Below are 18,441 nucleotides of genomic sequence, written 5' to 3'. Positions count from 1 at the left end.
TGGTGTATTGCCGCAAGAACAAAGAAAGACACACGCCAGATGCCCAGTAAAAAGGCTCCCAACCCCATCGATATTCATGTCGGTAGTCGCGTGCGCCTTCGTCGCATGATGCTCGGCATGAGCCAGGAAAAGCTCGGAGAAGCTCTTGGCATCACCTTCCAGCAGATCCAGAAGTACGAAAAAGGTACCAACCGGATCGGCGCCAGCCGTCTGCAGCACATTGCAACGATCCTGAAAGTGCCAGTTGCCTTCTTCTTTGAAGATGCACCAGGCACACCGGAAGAAGCAGAAGGCTTCGGCGAGACGCAGCCGACCTCATATGTCGTCGACTTCCTCTCCTCTTCGGAAGGCCTGTCCCTGAACAAGGCTTTCGTGCGGATCGAGGACCCGAAAGTCCGCCGCCGGATCGTGGATCTGGTGCGTTCTTTGGCCGGCGACGATCAATAAACACAAATGCGTGCTTGACGTGGCGAAATTCATTTTGGATTGATGTTGTTAGGGAGCGGTGATCACGGTCACCGCTCCTGTTGTATTCATTCCCAGAAGGACGCTCGCCAATGGCTCGTCAAGATTATCTCTTTACCTCTGAATCCGTCTCGGAAGGGCACCCCGACAAGGTTTGTGACCGCATCTCGGATGCTGTCGTTGATGCCTACCTCGGTGCCATGCCCGATGCACGTGTGGCTTGCGAAACGCTCGCCACCACGAATCGCATTGTCATCGCCGGGGAAACCCGCGGTCCGGCAACCGTGACGAAGGACTACATCGCGCATTTGGCGCGGTTGGCCGTCAAAGACATCGGCTACGAGCAGGACGGCTTCCATTGGGAGAACTGCGATATCGCCGTTCACCTGCATGCCCAGTCGGCTCATATTGCCCAGGGTGTGGACGCCAGCAACAACAAGGATGAGGGCGCTGGTGACCAGGGCATCATGTTTGGTTATGCCTGCCGCGAGACGCCGGAACTGATGCCGGCGCCGATCCTTTATTCTCACCGTATTCTCAAAAACCTTGCAGAAGCACGTAAGTCCGGCGCAGAGCCGACACTTGGCCCGGATGCAAAGAGCCAGGTGACTGTTCGCTACGTTGGCGGCAAGCCGGTTGGCGTGACCTCCCTGGTGCTCTCCACCCAGCACCTGGACGAGACGCTGTCCTCCGATGATGTCCGCGCGATGGTTGAGCCCTACATTCGCTCCTCCCTGCCTGAAGGCTGGCTGAGCGACGAAACTGTCTGGCATGTGAATCCGACCGGCACCTTCGTAATTGGTGGACCTGACGGCGATGCCGGCCTGACCGGCCGCAAGATCATCGTGGATACCTATGGCGGTGCTGCACCCCACGGCGGCGGCGCCTTCTCCGGTAAGGATCCGACCAAGGTTGACCGCTCTGCAGCCTATGCGGCGCGTTACCTCGCAAAGAATGTTGTTGCGGCGGATCTTGCCGATCGATGCACCATCCAGCTGTCTTATGCCATTGGCGTGGCCGATCCTCTGTCGGTCTATGTCGATCTTCATGGCACTGGAAAATGCGACGAGGCCAAGCTGGAAAAGGGCCTGCGCGAAGTCATGGGCCTCAGCCCGCGTGGCATTCGTGAGCACCTGAAGCTGAACAACCCCATTTATGAGCGCACTGCCGCTTATGGTCACTTCGGCCGCGAGCCGGATGCTGATGGTGGCTTCACCTGGGAAAAGACGGATCTGGTTGACGCGCTGCGCACAATCGCGGAATAAGGCGCGCCTTATATCCTTGAACAACAGGACCTTGCCGCCGGCCCATGTGGCCGGCGGCTTGATTTGAAACATGACTGACCGATACGAAGGCTCCTTCTATGGACGCCGAAAGGGCAAGCCGCTCAGCCCCAGTCGAACCAAGCTGGTCGAAGACGCGATGCCGCGTCTCGCTCTGGACCTCGGCTCACCGGTGCCGGCAGATCTGACGGGGCTTTTTGACGCCGATGTTGAGGACGTCTGCCTCGAGGTGGGTTTCGGCGGCGGCGAACATCTTCTCCACCGTGCGCGTGAGAACCCGACAACCGGGTTCATCGGTGTTGAGCCTTTTGTCGGCAGCATGGCCAAGGTCGTCACAACCGTTGTGGCCGAGGACATCAAGAACATCCGTCTTTACGACGATGACGCGATCAATCTGCTCGATTGGTTGCCGGAAGCCTCAATTGATCTGGCCTATCAGCTCTATCCTGATCCCTGGCCGAAGAAGCGGCACTGGAAGCGGCGCTTTATCAATCAGCAGAACCTGGATCGCTACGCCCGGGTGCTGAAACCTGGCCACCAGTTCCGCTTTGCAAGTGACATCGACACTTATGTCGACTGGACCTTGCGTCATTGCCGCGATCACGCTGCGTTCGAGTGGACTGCACAATGCGCCTCGGACTGGAAAACCCCCTGGGACAATTGGCCGGGCACGCGCTACGAGGCGAAGGCCATTCGGGAAGGCCGTATCGGCCGGTATCTTACCTTTTTAAGGGTTTGATCTCTTCGGGTGGTTTTCGCCGAGGCAAGGTACGAACTTGCTGAAGTGGCTACCGGCCTTCCAGATCATAAAGACGTGCTGCCGCTTCGCTGATGTTCTCGGCGTTGACGGGATGACCCATGGCCTCGACCGCGGCAAAAGCACCATAGACGGCCCGCTTGATCTTTTGGCTGTTATCGATTTTGTCTGCCGTGTGTTCGGCGCCTTCTCCGAAAAGAAGCCAGTTTGGTGACACTCCCAGCCCCTTCGCGTAGCAGGTGGCGGTATCAGAGCTATACGCTCGATTGCCGTTCTCGTGGGAGGTGTATGTGCTTAGCGTAACCCCGATCGCGTCGGCAGCCGCTGCAGCGGATCGATAGCCCGCGTTTATGCGCGCTTGTCTCAGTCTGCTGTGAATATCTGAGGCGTCAGCATTACTCATGGTGGTAAGGCTAACGCCGCTGCACGTCGGTCGCAAGAAGGCCGTAAGAACGTTCTCACGCCTGGATATGGCGTAGCTGTGCAAGGAGTTTCGATCCAATCAAGGCACCGCTATTGCCTTTGGGACTGGTTTGGCGTTATACAGCCCGTGTTTCATCTCACACGGCTTATATGAGCGGTATGAGGGTGGGCCCCGCCGGGACCCGCTCCGTTCTTGCTTACACCAGCCACGAGATTTGCAGACAGGCGGCTGATCAAGAGATTTCGCCGTCGCACAGGAGTTGAGTGTGAGCGCACACGAAGATCGCATTGTTACGGAGCAAGGGCTGGACGCCCGGGTTGCTGCCATTGTCGAGCCGGTCATTGAAGACCTTGGCTATCGGCTTGTGCGCACCAAGATCAGCGCGGCCAATGGGTGCACGCTGCAGATCATGGCCGAGCGTCCCGACGGCACGATGACCGTGGAAGACTGTGAAGCGATCAGCCGCGCCGTATCGCCGGCACTTGATGTCGATGACCCGATCAACCGGGCCTATCATCTGGAGGTTTCCTCTCCAGGCATCGATCGGCCTCTGGTGCGTCCGGGCGATTTTGAGCGCTGGGCCGGCCATGAGCTGAAGGTCGAGATGGCGGTGATGCAGGAAGGCCGCAAGCGTTTCCGCGGACTTCTGACAGGTCTTAGCGGTGACGCCGCGGTGGTCCGTCTGCCGGATGCGCGCGAAGGCGAAGCTGACACGGTCGAACTGCCCCTCGCCGACATGGGCGAGGCAAAGCTCGTCTTGACCGATGATTTGATTACGGCTGCTCTCAAGGCGGAAAAGGCGGCGCTTGCCGCTCGCGCCGATGGGCAGGCGACAGAGGACAACAAGCCCAACTGAGCGGACATCCGCAGGGCATGAACGAAACGCGCCAGGAAATACCTGAAGATGAGGGCGCGAGAGGAGTGGATTGAATGGCTATCAGCGCGAACCGGCTGGAACTGCTGCAAATCGCTGACGCGGTTGCCCGGGAAAAGTCGATCGACCGCAACATCGTCATCACGGCAATGGAAGATGCGATCCAGAAGGCAGCTCGGTCCCGCTACGGCACCGAAACCGAGGTGCGTGCCGAGATCAATTCCAAGACCGGTGAAATCCGCCTTCAGCGGCTGCTTCAGGTTGTCGAGACCGTCGAAAATGTTTCGACTGAAATCTCGCTGGACGAGGCACTTGCCCGCAACCCGGAAGCAAGCCTGGGCGACTTCATCGCCGAGCCGTTGCCGCCGCTCGACTTCGGCCGTATTGCTGCACAGTCCGCCAAACAGGTGATCGTGCAGAAGGTCCGCGAAGCTGAGCGTGACCGTCAATTTGATGAATTCAAGGATCGCGTCGGCGAAGTCGTCAACGGTGTCGTCAAGCGTGCCGAATACGGCAACGTTATCGTCGACCTCGGCCGTGGCGAAGGTATCGTTCGCCGCGATGAGTTGATCCCGCGCGAAGCTTTCCGAACCGGCGACCGTATTCGCGCTTACATCTACGATGTCCGCCGCGAACAGCGTGGCCCGCAGATCTTCCTGTCGCGCACGCATCCGCAGTTCATGGCGAAACTGTTTGCTCAGGAAGTCCCGGAAATCTATGATGGTGTCATTGAGATCCGGTCGGTAGCCCGTGACCCTGGCTCACGCGCCAAGATCGCGGTCATCTCGAAGGACAGCTCGATCGATCCTGTTGGTGCCTGTGTCGGTATGCGCGGTAGCCGTGTTCAGGCGGTTGTTGGTGAACTTCAGGGTGAAAAAATCGACATCATTCCGTGGAATGATGAGCCTGCAACCTTCATCGTCAATGCCCTGCAGCCGGCGGAAGTTGCCAAGGTTGTGCTCGATGAAGACGCCGAGCGTATTGAAGTTGTCGTTCCGGATGAACAACTAAGTCTTGCGATTGGTCGTCGTGGTCAGAACGTGCGTCTGGCTTCTCAGCTCACCGGCTGGGCCATCGACATCATGACCGAGAACGAAGAGTCCGAGCGTCGTCAAAAGGAATTCCAGGAACGGTCCAACCTGTTCATGGAAGCTCTCAACGTCGACGAAATGGTCGGACAGCTTTTGGCGACAGAAGGCTTTACCTCCGTTGAGGAAGTCGCATATGTCGAGCTTGACGAGATCTCGATGATCGAGGGCTTCGACAACGACACCGCAGAAGAAATTCAGGCGCGTGCGCGTGACTATCTGGAAGAGCTGGAAACCCGGCTTGATCAGGAGCGTCGCGATCTCGGAGTTTCCGACGATCTGCGCACCATTGATGGCCTGACAACGGCGATGCTGGTTGCGCTTGGCAAGGATGACGTCAAGTCGGTCGAAGACCTGGCTGGGTGTGCCACCGACGATCTGGTTGGCTGGACCGAGCGCAAGGACGGCGAGACGAAGCGTTTCGAAGGTGCTCTGAGCGCATTTGACGTGTCCCGGACTGATGCGGAAGCGATGATCATGTCGGCCCGCGTGAGTGCTGGCTGGGTGACCGAAGAGGAACTGAACGCTCAGCAGGAAGACGGCGAAGTCGCTGACGATGCTGAAGCGGTTGAGGAAGAAGCTGAGGAAGCGGCTGCGGGCGCGATCCTGAAGGGCTGAAATCGCTGCCGGAAGGCGGTCTAACGGAGGTGGCAGGTGCCAAGAAAGAGTGAGCCGACCGAGCGGCAATGTGCCGTAACGCGGGAGGTTCAGCCGGTAGATCGCATGATCCGCTTCGTCCTGGACCCAGAGGGAAAGGTCGTTCCGGATCTCAAACGGGTTCTCCCGGGGCGCGGCGTATGGGTTACAGCAGCGGACGAAACGGTCCGGCTCGCTGAGAAAGATAGGAAACGGGTGTTCGGCCGTGGCTTCAAGTGTGAAGCCATTGTCGAGCCAGGGCTAGCGGAGCGCGTTGATGTGCTTCTGGAAAAAGCGGCCTTGTCTGCGCTTTCCATCAGCCGCAAGGCTGGGGAGCTCGTAACCGGGTTTTCGAAAGTTGAAGCTGCCCTTCGACGGGACTCTGTCGTGGGGCTGATCCACGCTTCGGATGCAGCCGAGGATGGGATTCGAAAGCTGGCGGCGGTGGCCGCAAGCCGAAGTGAGACCACAAACGGGCCGCAGATCGTCCGTTTGTTCGATTCGACTCAATTGAATTTGGCATTGGGTCGGTCAAATGTGATACATGCTGCACTGCTTGCGGGTCAGGCGAGCGAAAACTTCCTGTCGCGGGGACGCGAACTCGAGGTTTTCCGGTCGAATTCCGCCACAAAAGATATAGGCAACGCAGCTGGTGCAGTTGCGCAGGACTGAAGGCAATATGAGCGATACGAAAAACCCAGGCGACAAGACAATCAGTGTTGAGCGGAAAACGCTCGGCATCAAAAGGGGTGGTGGTGACCAGGGGACTGTTCGCCAGTCCTTCTCGCACGGCCGGTCCAAAGCCGTCGTCGTGGAAAAAAAGAAGCGTCGTGTCGTCGTGCCGGGTCAGGAGCCCAAGGCTGAACAGCCCGCGCTTCAGACGCAGCGGCTTGAAAAGCCTGCCGAGGTAGCTCCGCGCAAGCCGCAGCCGGACGCACAGCAGGCAGCACGTCGTGCTGCAGGTGCTTCTGGGCAACGGCAGCAAAAGGGCGGCAACGTTCTGCGGACGCTGACCAAGGAAGAAGCGGCAGCACGTAGTGCAGCGCTCAAGATGGCGCAGGTTCGCGAAGTCGAAGAGCGCAAGCAGGCCGAGATCGATGCCAAGCGGCGCGCCGAAGAAGAGGCGATCCGCAAGGTCGAGGAAGAAGCTCGACTGAAAGCTGAAGAAGAAGCCCGCAAGATTCGCGAAGCTGAAGAAGCCAAGCAGGCTGCGCTGAAGGCCGAGGAAGACGCAAAGGCTGCGGCCGCGGCTCCCGCCAAACCGGCTCCAGCAGCAGCCAAGCCTGCGCAAGGTGGTGCCCGCGCTGAAAAGTCGGCTGGTGCAGCTGCACGTCCGGCTGCTGGCCGCGACGAAAAGCCTGCCGAAGACGACAGCCGCAAACAGGCACTTCGTCCCGTCAAGCGTCAGAAGGCAGCTCCTGCCCCGACAACGACACGCCCGCGCACCGGCGACGATCGCCGTCGCTCGAAGCTGACGATTTCCGCTGCGACCGGTGGCAACGACGAACAGCGTTCGCGTTCACTGGCATCGCTGCGCCGCCGCCGCGAGAAGGAAAAGCGCGGCGGTCAGCAGGTTGTGCGTGAAAAGGTCCTGCGTGAGGTCATCCTGCCGGAAGCTATTACCATTCAGGAACTCGCAAACCGCATGACCGAGCGGTCCGTGGACGTGATCAAGCTTCTGATGAAGCAGGGCCAGATGCTCAAGATCAACGATGTGATCGACGCGGATACCGCTGAACTCATCGCCGTTGAAATGGGCCATACGGTCAAGCGCGTCTCCGAAGCGGATGTTGAAGAAGGCCTGTTCTCCACCGAGGACGATGGCGGCACTATGCAGCCGCGTCCGCCTGTCGTGACCATCATGGGACACGTCGACCACGGTAAGACGTCCTTGCTCGATGCCATCCGCAACTCAAAGGTTGTGACCGGCGAAGCCGGCGGCATCACCCAGCATATCGGGGCGTACCAGGTCGAACAGGATGGCAACAAGGTCACCTTCATCGATACGCCGGGCCACGCCGCCTTCTCTCAGATGCGTGCTCGTGGTGCGAAGTCGACCGATATCGTGATCCTGGTCGTTGCTGCTGATGACGGTGTCATGCCGCAGACCAAGGAAGCCATCGCGCATGCTCAGGCAGCCGATGTTCCGATCATCGTTGCAATCAACAAGATCGACAAGCCGGGCGCCGATCCGAACCGTGTGCGCACCGAGCTGCTTCAGGACTCGATTGTTGTCGAAGGCATGGGTGGTGACGTCATTGACGTTGAAGTCTCGGCCAAGGACGGCACGAATCTCGACAAGCTGCTGGAAATGATCCTGCTTCAGTCGGAAGTTCTCGAACTTCAGGCCAATCCAGATCGCACGGCAGAAGGTATTGTCGTTGAAGCTCAGCTTGACCGTGGCCGTGGTCCGGTTGCGACCGTTCTCGTCCAGAAGGGCACTCTGCGCCCGGGCGACATCATTGTCGCAGGTGCCGAGTGGGGCCGTGTTCGCGCAATGCTCGACGAGAATGGCGATCAGGTGAAAGAGGCTGGTCCTTCCAAGCCGGTCGAAGTTCTCGGTTTCCAGGGTACGCCGGCAGCCGGTGACATGGTCGCCGTTGTCGAGAACGAAGCCCGCGCTCGTGAGATCGTTGACTATCGTCAGCGTCAGATCCGCGAGAAGGCTTCCGTGGTTGCCTCTGGTGCCCGTGGCTCGCTTGAGCAGATGATGAACCGTCTGCAGGAAACCGGGAAAAAGGAATTCCCGCTGGTCCTCAAGGGCGACGTTCAGGGCTCCGTTGAAGCCATCGTTCATGCGCTGAACGAACTCGGCACGGACGAAGTCGGTGCACGCATCTTGATGTCCGGCGTTGGCGGGATCACGGAAAGTGATGTCACACTGGCATCTGCTTCCAAGGCTCCGATCATCGGCTTCAACGTGCGTGCCAACAAGCAGGCCCGCGAAGCTGCGCGCAGTGACGGCATCGAGATCCGCTACTACAACATCATCTACGATCTCGTGGATGACATCAAAGCGGCCATGTCCGGCCTGCTGTCGCCAGAGCGTCGCGAGACCTTCCTCGGCAACGCGGAGATCAAGGAAATCTTCCACATTTCCAAGGTCGGCAAGGTCGCAGGTTGTCTGGTCACCGAAGGCATGGTCGAGCGTGGCGCGGAAGTCCGCCTCATTCGCGACGACGTCGTTATCCACGAAGGCAAGCTGGGCACGCTCAAGCGCTTCAAGGACGAGGTCAAGTCTGTCGAATCCGGCCAGGAATGCGGCATGAACTTCGTCAGCTATCAGGACATGCGCGCAGGCGACATCATCGAATGTTTCCGCGTTGAGCATCTCGCTCGTTCGCTCTGATAGTCAGGGTTCTGTAAAATCAAATACGCCGGCGCCGCATTTTCAGCCGCGCCGGCGTCTTGCATTTGGCGCCGGTCTGCCAGCGCCGGAAATGGATTGAAATCATGACACGACAACACGGACAGGGCGCCAAAGGCCCTTCGCAGCGTCAGTTGCGCGTCGGTGAACTTGTGCGCAAGGAACTGTCGGACATTCTGACCCGCGGTGAAATCGCCGATCCTGAACTCGACGGCATCATCGTGACCATCCCGGAAGTTCGCATGACACCTGATTTGCGCCTTGCATCTTGCTTGTTCATGCCGCTTGGCGGTGGTGACGGCGAGAAGATCGAAAAGGCGCTGAACCGCTGCGCGAAATATCTGCGTGGCCTGGTGTCTCGGCGTATGACCATGAAGTATTCGCCAGATCTGCGCTTTGTTCTCGATACACGCTTCGACGACGATGACCGGATCGAAAGCCTGCTGCATTCGCCGGGCGTTTCCAGGGATCTGGAAACGGACACTGACGGCGACGACGGGCAGGACTGAGGCTCAGGCATTCCGGCGCGGTTACAATTGGTGCGGGGCAAAGCTCCTCGCGGCGACCGGCTCTAAGACACAATCGGACCCTTCATGGCGCGTCAAAAACAAGTCAAAAGAAAACGCAACGCGATCAACGGCTGGCTGGTGCTCGACAAGCCCTATGGCATCACGTCCAACGACGCACTCGGCAAGATCAAGCGGATACTCTCACCGCAAAAGGTCGGCCATGCCGGCACACTAGATCCGCGGGCATCAGGCTGTCTGCCCCTGGCCTTTGGCGAGGCGACCAAGACGGTCTCTTTCGTCATGGACGGGCGCAAGGTCTATCGTTTTGAAGTGACCTGGGGTGCGGAAACCACCACTGATGACACTGAAGGCGAAGTGGCCGCGACCTCGGACGTCCGGCCGCAGGCTGCTGATATCGAGGCTGTCCTGCCGGAATTCGTCGGCACGATCATGCAGGTGCCGCCGATCTTTTCCGCGATCAAGGTCGATGGCGAACGCGCCTATGATCTTGCACGCGACGGTGCTGACATCGAACTCGAAGCCCGGCCGATCGACGTTCACCGCCTTCACCTCGTCGAATGTCCGGATGAAAACCGGGCGGTGATAGAGGCTGAATGCGGCAAGGGCACCTATGTGCGCGCGCTTGCGCGCGATCTTGGCCGGCGTCTCGGCACGCGGGGCCACGTCACGGAACTGAGGCGTCTTCTTGTCGGGCCGTTTGGCGAAGAGGACATGGTCACGCTTGAAAATCTTCTGGAAGCCGCCGATGAGCGCGAAGAAGGCGAGGGTGTCGAGGCTCTGGTCGATGAGTTTATTCGTCCGGTTCGCGAAGCGATGGACAATCTTCTCGAGCTCCCGGTTTCTCTCGAGGATGCCGGGAAAATTCGCCAGGGAATGGCGATTTTACTGCGTGGCCGGGAGGCGCCTTTGAACTGCGAAACCGCCTTCGCCAGCCACGCCGGCGAGCCCGTCGCCATTGGCGCCATCGACAAGGGCCGCTTCCAGCCGGCGCGCGTCTTTAACCTTGGCTAGGCCACGCTTCGCGGTTCCCCAAGAATTCACTGGAAATGGCGAAGGTTTTCCGCCATATTCCGCCGCCATTGGGCCTATTGGCTCAATTCGTCCGTACCAACCTTTGCTGACCGACATCTCGGCTCTGGTGACGGTGCGGATCAGGCCGGGTTTCCGGCACCATCTAAAGCCGGGTTTGCCCGGCTGCATCTTCGAAAGGAAAGAGCGATGTCGATTACCACTGAGCGCAAAGCTGAGTTGATGAAAGAATACGCCATCAAGGAAGGCGACACGGGTTCTCCGGAAGTCCAGGTCGCAATCCTGACCGAGCGGATCAACAACCTCACGGGTCACTTCAAGGATCACGGCAAGGACAACCACTCCCGCCGCGGCCTCTTGAAAATGGTTGCGACGCGCCGTTCGCTGCTGGACTACGTCCGCGGCAAGAACGAAGAGCGTTACAAGACCCTGATCGAACGCCTGGGCATTCGCCGCTAACAGGTCTGGTCAAATAAACGCGGTGGGTGGATTTGCCCGCCGCGTTTTACTATAGGAAGACACGTGACGGTCATGGGGCAGGATTGCCGGCCGCTTTCGGATCAAAACGGAAGCCGCTTGTCGTCTTGCCCGTGGCTTGTCATATCGGTAACCGGCCCATACGGGGTCGACCGATAAATGTCCCGAACAGATGCGCGGTTCGAAGACCGCAGCTCGGGACGAAGCTGTAAGGAATCATGATGTTTGATGTTCATCGTGTAGAAGTCGAATGGGGCGGTCGTCCGCTCGTATTCGAAACGGGCAAAGTTGCCCGTCAGGCCGACGGCGCCGTGATGGCGACCTATGGTGATACCAAGGTCCTCGCCACTGTTGTTTCCGCGAAGTCGCCGAAGCCTGGCCAGGATTTTTTCCCGCTGACCGTGAACTACCAGGAAAAGGCATATGCTGCCGGTAAGATTCCTGGTGGCTTTTTCAAGCGTGAAGGCCGTCCGTCCGAGCATGAGACGCTCACCTCGCGTCTGATCGACCGTCCGATTCGCCCGCTGTTCGCTGACGGCTACAAGAACGACACCCAGGTGGTGATCACCGTTCTGTCGCACGACATGGAAAATGCTCCGGACATGCTGGCAATGGTTGCGGCCTCTGCAGCTCTGACGATCTCCGGCGTTCCTTTCATGGGCCCGATCGGCGGCGCACGCGTCGGCATGATCAACGGCGAGTTCGTTTTGAACCCGCTGATCGACGACATGGCCGAATCTGCGCTTGATCTCGTCGTTGCGGGCACGCAGGACGCTGTCCTGATGGTTGAGTCCGAAGCCAAGGAACTCGACGAAGACACAATGCTCAGCGCCGTGATGTTCGGTCACAAGGGCTTCCAGCCGGTGATCGATGCGATCATCAAGCTGGCTGAAACCGCTGCTAAAGAGCCGCGCGAATTCTCCATGCCTGACCATTCTGCCCTTTACGAGCAGATCAAGGGCCTGGCTGCAGACGAGCTCAAGGCCGCCTATGCAATCACCGCCAAGACCGAACGCAAGAATGCAATTGATGCCGCAAAGGCAAAGGTTGTCGAAGCGCTGATCGACAACGGCGGCGAAGACGCTCCTGAAGCAACCGTTCTTGGCGGTGAATTCAAGCATCTCGAAGCCGAGATCGTTCGCGGTGCCATTCTCGACACCGGATCGCGCATCGATGGCCGCGACCTGTCCACCGTCCGTGCGATCACGTCGGAAGTTGGTATCCTGCCGCGTGCCCATGGTTCCTCGCTCTTCACCCGTGGTGAGACCCAGGGCCTTGTCGTAGCGACGCTCGGTACCGGCGAAGATGAGCAGTTCATCGACGCCCTGGAAGGCACCTACAAGTCCCATTTCATGCTGCACTACAACTTCCCGCCCTACTCGGTCGGCGAAACAGGCCGCATGGGCTCCCCGGGACGTCGTGAGATCGGTCACGGCAAGCTCGCATGGCGCGCTGTGAACCCAATGCTTCCTGCGCATCATGAGTTCCCTTACACCCTTCGCGTGGTGTCCGAGATCACAGAATCGAACGGTTCGTCCTCCATGGCGACCGTTTGTGGTACGTCCCTGGCTCTCATGGACGCCGGTGTTCCGCTCAAGGCGCCTGTGGCAGGCATCGCAATGGGTCTGATCAAGGAAGGCGAGCGTTTCGCAGTCCTGTCCGACATCCTCGGCGATGAAGATCACCTCGGCGACATGGACTTCAAGGTTGCAGGTTCCGAAAACGGCATCACTGCGCTGCAGATGGACATCAAGATCCAGGGCATCACCGAAGAGATCATGAAGGTTGCGCTCGCGCAGGCGAAAGACGGCCGCGTCCACATCCTCGGCGAAATGGCGAATGCCATCACCGAAGGCCGCGCCGAGCTCGGCGAACATGCGCCGCGCATCGAAGTGATGAAGATCCCGGTCGACAAGATCCGTGAAGTCATCGGTTCGGGCGGCAAGGTCATCCGTGAAATTGTCGAGAAGACCGGTGCCAAGGTCAACATCGAAGACGACGGCACCGTCAAGATCGCATCTTCAGATGGCAAGGCCATCCAGGCTGCTGTGAACTGGATCAACTCCATCGCAGCTGAGCCGGAAGTTGGCGTGATCTATGAAGGTACGGTCGTGAAATGCGTTGACTTCGGCGCATTCGTGAACTTCTTCGGCGCGAAGGACGGCCTCGTTCACATTTCCCAGCTTGCTCCGCGCAAGGTGGCCAAGGTCACCGACGTGATCAAGGAAGGCGACAAGGTCTGGGTCAAGCTCATGGGCTTCGATGAGCGTGGCAAGGTTCGCCTCTCCATGAAGGTCGTTGACCAGGAGACAGGCAAGGAAATCGAAAAAGAAGCCGAAGAAGGCTAAGTTTTCGAATTGAATGATTTGAAACAGGGCGGATCCGGTTCTCGGTTCCGCCCTGTTTTCGTTTGTGGTTGGCGGTCTTTGGACGATTTGCGAAGTCCTTCGAAGCTGCTATACCGCATCCACTTGTTTCAAGATGGGGATGGGCATGAGTGAAATGCGCCTTGTAGTCGTTGGCGCGGCCGGCCGGATGGGCCGCGCACTTGTGCGCGCCGTTGCCGAAATCGAAGGTGCGCGCGTTTGTGCCGCGATCGAGCGCAGCGGCTCCGAATTCCTCGGTCAGGATATTGGTGAACTGGCGGGCGTCGGGACGCTCGGAGTTGCCGTCACCGACGATGCGCTGTCCGCATTCGCCGCTGCTGACGGTGTTCTTGATTTCACTGCGCCGGTTGCCTCGCTCGAATTTGCCGAGCTTGCCGCTCAGGCGCGCATCGTCCACGTGATTGGCACGACCGGTTGGGCGGAAGATGAGGATAAACCGCTTTTTGCGGCCGCTCGTCATGCGCGAATCGTAAAGTCGGGCAATATGAGCCTTGGCGTCAATCTCCTGGCCGCGCTGGTGAAAAAAGCCGCCCAGGCCCTTGATGCAGACTTTGATATCGAAGTTCTCGAGATGCATCACAAACATAAGGTTGATGCACCTTCGGGAACCGCACTGCTGCTTGGCGAGGCGGCAGCCGAGGGGCGTCAAATCCCTCTGGCCGAGCACTCCGTGCGCTCCCGGGACGGGATCACGGGCGCCCGCAAGAGCGGCGACATTGGTTTTGCCACGCTTCGTGGTGGCTCGGTGATTGGTGAGCACTCGGTGATTTTCGCCGGCGAGGGGGAGCGGATAGAGCTGACCCATCGTGCCGAAGATCGTCAGCTGTTTGCGAAGGGTGCAGTAAAGGCTGCGCTTTGGGCCTTCGACAAGAAGCCCGGATTTTATTCGATGGCCGACGTTCTCGGCCTGAACGACTGACATTTGTTGAGAAATTGGGAGATCGGTTATGGAACGCCTCTTGGTGCTTGTCCGCCACGGTCAAAGCGAGTGGAACCTGAAGAACCTGTTCACCGGCTGGAAGGATCCTGACCTCACGGAGCAGGGTGTCGCCGAAGCCAAGAATGCAGGCGTGCAATTGCACGACATGAAGCTGCAGTTCGATATCGCATATACGTCTGTTCTGCAGCGCGCCCAGAAGACGCTGACCCTCATCCTTGAAGAGCTCGGCCAGCAAGGCCTGGAAACGATCAAGGACCAGGCTCTGAACGAGCGTGACTACGGTGACATCACCGGCATGAACAAGGACGAGGCGCGCCAGCAGTTTGGCGAAGAGCAGGTACACATCTGGCGCCGTTCCTTCGACATTCCGCCCCCGGGCGGCGAAAGCCTCAAGATGACGGCCGAACGCGTTCTGCCTTACTACCGCACGGAGATCCTTCCCCAGGTGCTGTCAGGCAAGCGGACGATCGTCGCTGCCCACGGCAACTCCCTTCGCGCCTTGATCATGGAACTGGAAGGCCTGTCGCCTGAAGAGATCCTGAAGCGTGAACTGGGCACGGGCGCGCCAGTCATCTACCGGCTGGATGAGGATGGCAAGGTCATCAGCGTGGAAGACCTCGCTGACTGATAGTGCATTCTCTCTGAGTATGAAAAAGGCGGCCACTCGGCCGCCTTTTTTGTTTTGCTTGATTGCAAAGGGCTCAGACTTCGAAGCCGCCCTGCTCCGCGATCGTCTTCAGCGGTTTTTCGGGGCGTGCGCCCACATGTCCGATCACGTTCGAGGCGCACAGGCAGCCCAATTCCGTTGAGGACTTCAGGTCGTAATCCCGCGCCAGGCCAAATAGGAAGCCGGAGGCGAAAAGGTCTCCGGCGCCAGTGAGATCGACCACTTCATCGACAACCTTGGCCTTGGCCTTGACGATCTCGGTTGAGGTGATTGCCATCGCGCCTTCTTCGCCGAGGGTCAGAGCTGTCAGGGCGCCGCAGTCGCGGGCTGCGCCAATGGCCGTGTCCAGATCAGCTGTCTCGTAGAGGGCTTTCAGTTCATGCTCGTTGGCGAACATGACGTCGACCACGCCGTCCTTCAAGAGGCCGAGGAACTCGGACCGGTACCGGTCAACGCAGAAGGAATCCGACAGGGTAATGCCGACCTTGCGGTCATTCGCGTGGGCGATCTTGGCGGCTTCCAGGAACGCCTTCTTCGCCTCTTCAGGATCCCACAGATAGCCTTCCATATAGGTGATCGCGGAAGCCTTGACGATTTCCGGATCGACGTCGGCTGGGCCAAACCGGGTGCAGGCACCCAAATAGGTGTTCATGGTCCGCTCACCGTCCGGAGTGATCAGGATCATGGAGCGGGCGGTGGGGTCACTGTCGACAAGACGAGGCGTTTCGAAGTGAACTCCAGTGCCCTTCATGTCGTGGGCATAGCTGTCGCCCAGTTCATCCTCGGCCACCTTGCCGAAAAACGCCGGTTTCCCGCCAAGAGAAGCGATGCCTGCGGCCGTATTGCCGGCGCTGCCACCGGAAATGCGCACCGTCTGTCCCATCTTGTCGTAAAGGCGAACGGCCTCTTCGGTGTCGATCAGGCGCATGGAGCCTTTGACAAGACTTTCCTGAAGCAGGAAGTCTTCTTCCACATGGGCGAAGACGTCACAGATGGCATTGCCGATGCACAGGGCATCATACTTGATTTCGGTCATATAGATTTCCTGATGGTCGACTTCATTAAATTTCAGGCGTCGGGCGCAGGGCCCGGTTGGCTTCAGGTTCCCTGATCTTCTCGCGGAACGGGCTGGCGTTGTAAACGCCAAGCATCTTGAACTCGGCGCAGTAGAAACGCAGCTCCTCGAGGGCGAGGCTAACGGAGGGGTCGTCCGGATGGCCCTCGATGTCCGCATAGAACATCGAGGCAAAGAACTGGCCTTCAAGCTGGTAGGATTCCAGCTTGGTCATGTTAACGCCATTGGTCGCGAAGCCGCCAAGCGCCTTGTAAAGCGCAGCGGGCACGTTGCGGACGCGGAAGATGAAGGTTGTGATGATCGGTTGCCCGGAATTGGCCGCCTTGCGATCGTCCCGGGACAGGATCAGGAACCGTGTGGTGTTGTGGGCAGCGTCCTCCACATCCTCGCGCAGGATATCGAGGCCATAGACGTCGGCCGCCATGCGTGGTGCAAGAGCTGAGGCCGTCGGGTCATTGCGTTCGGCGATCTGACGTGCAGATCCCGCGGTGTCCGCGCCGACGACGGCGTTAAGACCGAGTTCGCGGATGATGTTGCGGCATTGTCCAAGGGCCATGACGTGGCTCTGCACGCTCTTCAGGCCCTCAAGCGGGGCTCCCTTGGGCGCCATCAGCTGAAAGCGGATCGGCATGAAGTATTCGCCGATGATGTGCAGGCTGGACTTGGGCAGAAGGTGATGAATGTCGGCCACGCGCCCGGCGACCGAGTTCTCGACCGGGATCATGCCCAGTTCCGCATCTCCATGTTCCAGAGCCGAAAAACAATCCTCGAAAGTCGCGCAAGGGATGGCTTCAAAGTCAGGGTAGGCGTCGCTGCATGCCATATGTGAGTTGGCGCCGGTTTCGCCCTGAAAGACGATCTTCTTGCGGTCAGACATCGGTACTCTTCATTCCTCGATCAAGTTTGGCGATACATACCAGAGAATGGCAATCATTGCGCGGAAACAGCGGCTCGGGCCCGTTCCAGGTCGTCAGGGGTGTTCACATCCATGGGCGCCGTGTCGATCAGCGAGACATCAATGCGCATGCCGTTTTCAAGGGCACGCAGCTGTTCCAGCTTCTCGCGAACCTCCAAAGGAGAGGCCGGCAGCGCGACGAACCGGTCGAGGGCTGCCCTGCGATACGCATAGACACCAATGTGCTGAAAGAGCGGACCGTCGCCCGTGGGGGCCGTGGCTCTGGTAAAATAGAGCGCCCGATAGGCTGTAGAACCCAATGGCGTGACGACGGCTTTGACGAAACTCGGATCGTCGCGGAATTGCTCCTCGCGAATTTCCGTCATGATCGTGCCGATATCAACGCTTGCGTCAGCCAGGGGAGCAAAGGCGGCCCGAATCGCTTCAGGGGCAATCAACGGCACATCGCCTTGCAGATTGAGGACCACATCGTGGTTTCTGGCAGGGTCGATTGCGTCGGCTGCTTCCTGAATCCGGTCAGAGCCTGATTCATGATCTGCACGGGTCATGACAGCCTTGCCGCCATGATCGCGCACAGCCTGTGCAATGCTCTCATCGTCACAGGCAACGACAACGGGACCGATGTCCGCGTTTTGAGCCTGTTCCAGAACCCGGACAATCATTGGTTTTCCGCAGATATCTGCCAAGGGCTTGCGCGGGAGACGGGTGGCATTGAGGCGGGCGGGAATGACGACAAGGGCGCTGGTCACGAGGGACTCCGGTTCAAAAACAACGTGCGGGACACTGCGGCGCGCATAGCCGCGTCCGAATGTCGTACTGCGAGTTCTTTTATACCTATGGACAGCGGCGTCAAAAAATTTGTAGGGTCCGCCCAAATCGAAAAGCTTAATGGGTCCGTGATGCAAGTCGCGGACCCGGACGCGTATTAGCTTGGAGCCGGAGAGAATGGATTCCTTCACGCTGAATAAGGCCGCAGGCGCGGTCTTGATGGTGCTTCTTCTGACCATGGGTGTCGGAATTGTATCGGACATCATCTTTGAACCGACGATTCCGGGCAAACCTGGGTATGAAATCGTGGTTGCGAGCGCTGACTCGCAGGCCGCAGGCGCGGCGCCCGATGTCGAAGAGGTCGAGCCAATCGCCATCCGCCTTGCTTCGGCAACCGCTGATGACGGTTCGAAGGTCGCCAAGAAGTGCGCTGCCTGCCACTCCTTCGATGAAGGTGGCGCCAACAAGGTTGGTCCTGCGCTCTGGGGCGTCGTCGGCCGCGCGCCGGCCTCTCACGAAGGCTTTGCCTATTCGTCCGCTATGACCGCTTATGCCGAAACGCATCCGGCCTGGACGTTCGAAGAACTCGAAGCCTTCCTGATCAAGCCGAAGGATCACATCCCGGGCACGTCCATGGGCTTTGCAGGTCTGCGCAAGCCTGAAGATCGCGCCAACATGATTGCCTATCTGCGCGAGCAGGCCAGCGATCCGGTTCCGCTGCCAGCTGCCGAGTAAGGCTGGAGCTTCCAGGGCATGAC

The 18,441-nt window shown here is 59.0% G+C and carries 18 protein-coding genes; 14 read left to right on the top strand and 4 right to left on the bottom strand.

All coding sequences use genetic code 11. The annotated features are described in order from the left end of the window. Positions 1-39: 39 nt before the first annotated feature. The 3 genes from IG617_RS20205 to trmB all read left to right on the top strand — a co-directional run bounded on the left by IG617_RS20205 (position 40) and on the right by trmB (position 2,487). Positions 40-447, top strand: coding sequence for a helix-turn-helix domain-containing protein (locus IG617_RS20205; RefSeq protein ID WP_153770334.1), 408 nt, complete (start codon positions 40-42; stop codon positions 445-447). A gap of 110 nt (positions 448-557) precedes the next feature. After that, complete coding sequence (gene metK, locus IG617_RS20200) at positions 558-1,730, top strand: methionine adenosyltransferase (RefSeq protein ID WP_153770335.1); 1,173 nt, start codon at positions 558-560, stop codon at positions 1,728-1,730. Positions 1,731-1,800: 70 nt separating this feature from the next. Continuing rightward, positions 1,801-2,487, top strand: a complete 687-nt coding sequence (trmB, locus tag IG617_RS20195) for a tRNA (guanine(46)-N(7))-methyltransferase TrmB (RefSeq protein ID WP_192111013.1) — start codon at positions 1,801-1,803, stop codon at positions 2,485-2,487. A gap of 49 nt (positions 2,488-2,536) precedes the next feature. Here the strand turns inward: trmB and IG617_RS20190 are convergent, their stop codons facing one another. Continuing rightward, entirely contained in the window at positions 2,537-2,908 is a 372-nt protein-coding gene (locus tag IG617_RS20190; protein ID WP_192111012.1) for a helix-turn-helix domain-containing protein, read from the bottom strand. Positions 2,909-3,194: 286 nt separating this feature from the next. Between IG617_RS20190 and rimP the strand changes: the two genes are divergently transcribed. From rimP to IG617_RS20140, 10 genes are all read left to right on the top strand, one after another. Then, on the top strand, positions 3,195-3,785 hold the full coding sequence (gene rimP, locus IG617_RS20185) for a ribosome maturation factor RimP (protein WP_192111011.1): 591 nt from the start codon (positions 3,195-3,197) through the stop codon (positions 3,783-3,785). A gap of 74 nt (positions 3,786-3,859) precedes the next feature. Then, on the top strand, positions 3,860-5,509 hold the full coding sequence (nusA, locus tag IG617_RS20180; RefSeq protein ID WP_192111010.1) for a transcription termination factor NusA: 1,650 nt from the start codon (positions 3,860-3,862) through the stop codon (positions 5,507-5,509). A gap of 36 nt (positions 5,510-5,545) precedes the next feature. Further along, on the top strand, positions 5,546-6,199 hold the full coding sequence (locus tag IG617_RS20175) for an RNA-binding protein (RefSeq protein ID WP_192111009.1): 654 nt from the start codon (positions 5,546-5,548) through the stop codon (positions 6,197-6,199). Between the two features lie 7 nt (positions 6,200-6,206). Next, complete coding sequence (gene infB / locus IG617_RS20170; protein WP_192111008.1) at positions 6,207-8,876, top strand: translation initiation factor IF-2; 2,670 nt, start codon at positions 6,207-6,209, stop codon at positions 8,874-8,876. 104 nt (positions 8,877-8,980) lie between these two features. Next, a complete protein-coding gene (rbfA, locus tag IG617_RS20165) occupies positions 8,981-9,403 on the top strand; it encodes a 30S ribosome-binding factor RbfA (RefSeq protein WP_153770342.1) in 423 nt (140 codons plus the stop codon). 84 nt (positions 9,404-9,487) lie between these two features. Further along, entirely contained in the window at positions 9,488-10,435 is a 948-nt protein-coding gene (gene truB / locus IG617_RS20160) for a tRNA pseudouridine(55) synthase TruB (RefSeq protein ID WP_192111007.1), read from the top strand. A gap of 207 nt (positions 10,436-10,642) precedes the next feature. Further along, positions 10,643-10,912 carry a 30S ribosomal protein S15 gene (gene rpsO / locus IG617_RS20155; RefSeq protein WP_153770344.1) on the top strand — a complete coding sequence of 90 codons (270 nt, stop codon included), beginning with the start codon at positions 10,643-10,645 and terminating at the stop codon, positions 10,910-10,912. Positions 10,913-11,151: 239 nt separating this feature from the next. Continuing rightward, a complete protein-coding gene (gene pnp / locus IG617_RS20150; protein ID WP_153770345.1) occupies positions 11,152-13,278 on the top strand; it encodes a polyribonucleotide nucleotidyltransferase in 2,127 nt (708 codons plus the stop codon). Between the two features lie 145 nt (positions 13,279-13,423). Next, positions 13,424-14,236, top strand: coding sequence for a 4-hydroxy-tetrahydrodipicolinate reductase (dapB, locus tag IG617_RS20145; protein ID WP_192111006.1), 813 nt, complete (start codon positions 13,424-13,426; stop codon positions 14,234-14,236). 28 nt (positions 14,237-14,264) lie between these two features. Then, positions 14,265-14,885, top strand: a complete 621-nt coding sequence (locus IG617_RS20140; RefSeq protein ID WP_153770347.1) for a 2,3-bisphosphoglycerate-dependent phosphoglycerate mutase — start codon at positions 14,265-14,267, stop codon at positions 14,883-14,885. Between the two features lie 73 nt (positions 14,886-14,958). Here the strand turns inward: IG617_RS20140 and IG617_RS20135 are convergent, their stop codons facing one another. The 3 genes from IG617_RS20135 to IG617_RS20125 are packed head-to-tail and all read right to left on the bottom strand — an operon-like array spanning position 14,959 to position 17,664. Continuing rightward, on the bottom strand, positions 14,959-15,960 hold the full coding sequence (locus tag IG617_RS20135; protein ID WP_192111005.1) for an adenosine kinase: 1,002 nt from the start codon (positions 15,958-15,960) through the stop codon (positions 14,959-14,961). 25 nt (positions 15,961-15,985) lie between these two features. Further along, positions 15,986-16,876 (bottom strand): prephenate dehydratase, encoded by an 891-nt coding sequence (locus tag IG617_RS20130; RefSeq protein ID WP_192111004.1) that lies wholly within the window; start codon positions 16,874-16,876, stop codon positions 15,986-15,988. Between the two features lie 53 nt (positions 16,877-16,929). Beyond that, positions 16,930-17,664: a 3-deoxy-manno-octulosonate cytidylyltransferase gene (locus tag IG617_RS20125; protein WP_338110046.1), complete on the bottom strand. Its 735-nt coding sequence runs from the start codon at positions 17,662-17,664 to the stop codon at positions 16,930-16,932. 196 nt (positions 17,665-17,860) lie between these two features. Here IG617_RS20125 and IG617_RS20120 point away from each other — a divergent pair, with 196 nt between their 5' ends. After that, a complete protein-coding gene (locus IG617_RS20120; RefSeq protein WP_192111002.1) occupies positions 17,861-18,418 on the top strand; it encodes a c-type cytochrome in 558 nt (185 codons plus the stop codon). Positions 18,419-18,441 lie beyond the last annotated feature (23 nt).

The sequence above is a fragment of the Roseibium polysiphoniae genome (genome assembly GCF_014842925.1).
Taxonomy (GTDB): Bacteria; Pseudomonadota; Alphaproteobacteria; order Rhizobiales; family Stappiaceae; genus Roseibium; species Roseibium polysiphoniae.
The sequence above is the reverse complement of the archived record's forward strand: the minus strand, read 5'-3'. Positions and strand labels throughout refer to the sequence as shown.